This window comes from Amycolatopsis sp. NPDC054798 (assembly GCF_053611505.1).
Map to the genome: position 1 here is coordinate 49,815 of NZ_JBSHAM010000062.1, position 3,592 is coordinate 53,406.

Genomic DNA, 3,592 nt, shown 5'->3' on the forward strand with positions numbered 1-3,592 from the left:
GAGCCGGGGGTGGCCGTCGATCGCAAGCCCCCCGCCCGTTTGAGGTGCCAGCGCTTGCCCCGCGGGGCGCGGGGTGCCAAAGGGCTGGCAGCTACTCGACCCACCACCATCCGTCGCCCAGTTCGACGACCGGACGGACGGCGCAGGGCGCGCCGTCGAGGTTGCCGAACGAGCTGATCGGATGGCCGGAAAGGTACTTCTCCGGGTAACCGTCGAAGTGCGCGAATCCCTCGACGCAGCCGGGAATCCCCGACCAGGCGCGGATGAACCACACCGGCTCGCCCTGGTCGCTGTTGATCCGCGAGATGCCCTCCGGCGCGCCCTCGCCTTTCTTGAGGTCGCCGAGGTAGCGCAACGCCTCGGCGTAGTCCGAGCGGTGCGTCGAGTACCAGGTGGTGGCGTAGAAGTGCACCCAGTTGGTGGAGGCCATCAGCACCGCGAACACCGCGGTGACCGCCGCGCATCCGGCCAGGCCCGGCCAGCGCAGCCGCCGCCACACCAGCCATGCGCTGAGCGCGGTGGCGGCCGCAGCGGTCAGCCACGCTCCCCCGACGAGCGCGGAGGTCGGCAGCGGAATCACGAAACTGAGGAACAGCATGTGGTAGTTCACCGCGGCCGCCAGGAGCCAGCCGAGCAGGAACACGACTGCCGCCAGCACCAGACCCGGTCTTCGGTTTTCCTCGGTACTCCCCATGATCGGTAGACGGCCCGCCGGCCGATCGGTTGCGCTAGTCCCGGGACGGGGTGTACAGCGCGCCGAGGAATTCCACGAGCAGCCGTTCCCGCAACGGTCCCGGCGCGGCGGCCAGCAGCGCGTTGACCGGAGCCATCCGCTCCGGCAGCCCGTCGCCGCCGGTCAGGCCCGCCGCCGCGAGCAATCCGCCGAACTGCTCGGACGTCAGCGTTTCCGGGTCCAGCGCGGCCACGAACGCGGCGACGTCCGGATCGATCCGCACCGGGCCCTCCGCGCGCGCCGCCGCGACGGAAGCCGCCAGATCGCCGAGGAATTCAGCCTCGCTGCCGTGGTTGGCGGCGGTGACGGTGAGGTGCAGGTTCAGCGGAGAAGCGCCGTGCGCGAACTGCGGCTGGACGTACCAGCCGCGCGCCTTCATCTCGTCGGCGACAGTGAACAGGTCGAAGCCGTCCGAGCCGGCGAACGCGACCAGCGTCGACACCGGATCGCCCAGCACGCGCAGGCCGGGAATCTCCGCCACGCCGGCACGAATCCGCCGCACCGCTTCCCGGGCAGCCTCGGCCAGCTTCAGGTAGCCGTCCTCGCCGAGGTGGTGCACGACAGCCCACGCGGCGGCGAGCGGACCGCCCGAGCGGGTGCTTTGCAGCGTCGGGTTGAGCATCGTGTAGCCAGGCCAGGCAGCGCTCGCGAAAAAGTGCGGCCGCCGGAGCTCCGCGGAAGCGTGCAGCAGCACCGAGACGCCCTTGGCGCAGTAGGCGTATTTGTGCAGGTCCACCGAAATGCTGGTGACGCCCGGGACGCGGAAGTCGAACGGCGGCAGGTCCGCGCCGAGCTTCGCGAAGTACGGCAGCACCCAGCCGCCGATGCACGCGTCGACGTGCATGCGCACCCCGCGAGCCGAAGCGGCGGCAGCGATCTCCGAGATGGGATCGACGACGCCGTGTGCGTACGAAGGCGCGCTCGCCACCACGAGCACGGTGGTTTCGTCGATCGCGGCGGTCATCGCCGCCGGGTCCGCGCGGAAGGTGCCCGGATCGACCGGCACCACGACCTTCCGCACGCCGAACAGGTGCGCGGCTTTGTGGAACGCCGCGTGCGCGGTTTCCGGCAGCACGATCGACGGCGAAGCGATCTCCGGCCGGGCGTCGCGGGCGGCGAGGACCGCGAGCAGGCACGATTCGGTGCCCCCGGACGTCACCGCGCCGACCGTGTCCGGCGTGCCGCCGAGCAGTCCGGCCGCGCGGGCGACCAGGTCGTTCTCCATCCGCAGCAGGCTGGGGAACGCGGTCGGGTCGAGCCCGTTCGCCGAACTGGCCAGCGCGTGCGCGGCGGCGGCGATTTCGTCCACTTCGGACAGTCCGCTGTCGTACACGTAGGCCAGCGTGCGCCCGCCGTGCGTCGGCAGGTCGCCGGAGCGGAGTTCGCGCAGCCGCGCCAATACGTCGTTCACGGCTGCCGTTCCAGGACCGAACGGCGCAGCAGCGGGATGCCGAGCGCGATCAGCACCGCGGGCAGCACCGAAGCGCCGATCACGATCGCGGTGATCGCCGACGGCGGCTGCGGGACGGCGGTCGTCCCGGTGCTCGACACGTAGCTCCCGGCTTGCAGCACGAGGCCGAACAGCCCCGGCCCGAGCGCGAGCCCGAGCGTCTCGGACGCGGTCCACACCCCGGCCGTGACGCCCGCCCGGGTCTCGCCGGTCCGCTCCTCCTCGGCGCTGATCAGGTCCGGCAGGATCGCCAGCGGGAACACCGAAATGCCCGCGTAGCCGACGCCGGCGAGCGCGACGAACACCAGCGTCGCGGCGAACGGGAGCCGGTCGGCGAAGTACATCGCCACCAGGCCGACGAAAAACGACGTCGTGGCGACCCGGAATCCGGCGAGCTTGCCCCAGCGCGCGCCGAGCCGCGGCCACACCGGCATGGTGACCAGCGCGGGCCCGACGAACCCGACGAACAGGTACGTGCGGTAGCTCGGGTCGCCCAGTACGTGCTGCGCGAAGTACGGGATCGCGGCCAGCACCGTGCCGATGCCGAGCGCCTGGATGAAGTAGACGCCCAGCAGCCACCGGAACGAACGCCACCGCGCGATGGTCCGCGCCAATTCCTTGAGCCGCACCGTGTTCGGGCGCAGCGAGCCGACCGGCGCGTCCTTCAGGCCGAAGTAGACGCCGAGCGTGGCGGCCAGGATGATCACCGCCATCACGAGGCCCATCACCCGGTAGCCGGCCACGCCGGGCAGCAGGTCGGTGAGCGCCGGGGCGCCGCCGCCGGACACCAGCACCGCCACCGCCAGCACGCCGATCCGGACGCTGGTGAGTTTCGTGCGTTCCTCGGCGGAATCGGTCAGCTCGGCCGGAAGCGCGTTGAACGGCACCTGGAAGAACGCATACGCGGTGGCGCACAGGAAGAACATCGCCACGACGTACGCCGCGTCCCACAGCGGCGTGCCGAAGCCGGGATGCGCGAAGAGCGCGGCGAACAGGATCGCGACGCCGATCCCGCCGCGCAGCAGGAACCGCCGCCTGCTCCCGGTCCGCGCGAGGTCGGCGTCCGACAGCCGGCCCGCGACCGGGTTGAAGACCACGTCCCACGCCTTGGGCACGAACACGATCACCCCGGCCGCCGCGGCGGGCACCGCCATCGTGTCGGTGAGGTACGGCAGCAGGAGCAGCCCCGGCACCGTGCCGAACCCGCCGGTGACGAAGGAGCCGAGCGAGTAGCGGAATCTCGTGCGGCGGGACAGCGACGCCAAAGGTCCTCCTCGAAGGCGGAACGACGAACGCATGCCTAATGGATCTTCGCCGGTTCCCGGTAGTGGTCGGGAGGAATCGTGCCACCGTCGTGATGCACCGGCAGTACCGGGCCGACTACGCCCTCGTGCGCGGCGATCCCGGTC

At 71.5% G+C, this 3,592-nt stretch carries 3 protein-coding genes; all 3 read right to left on the minus strand.

Features of this window, described 5'->3' with window-relative positions:
- Positions 1-91: 91 nt before the first annotated feature.
- From ACWGIC_RS31260 to ACWGIC_RS31270, 3 genes are read right to left on the minus strand one after another with little or no spacing between them, the layout of a single operon-like run.
- Positions 92-694 (minus strand): hypothetical protein, encoded by a 603-nt coding sequence (locus ACWGIC_RS31260; RefSeq protein ID WP_452079494.1) that lies wholly within the window; start codon positions 692-694, stop codon positions 92-94.
- A gap of 34 nt (positions 695-728) precedes the next feature.
- On the minus strand, positions 729-2,144 hold the full coding sequence (locus ACWGIC_RS31265; protein WP_452079495.1) for a pyridoxal phosphate-dependent decarboxylase family protein: 1,416 nt from the start codon (positions 2,142-2,144) through the stop codon (positions 729-731).
- Positions 2,141-3,448 (minus strand): MFS transporter, encoded by a 1,308-nt coding sequence (locus ACWGIC_RS31270; RefSeq protein ID WP_452079496.1) that lies wholly within the window; start codon positions 3,446-3,448, stop codon positions 2,141-2,143. Before ACWGIC_RS31270 ends, ACWGIC_RS31265 begins: the two co-directional genes overlap by 4 nt.
- Between the last annotated feature and the right edge of the window lie 144 nt (positions 3,449-3,592).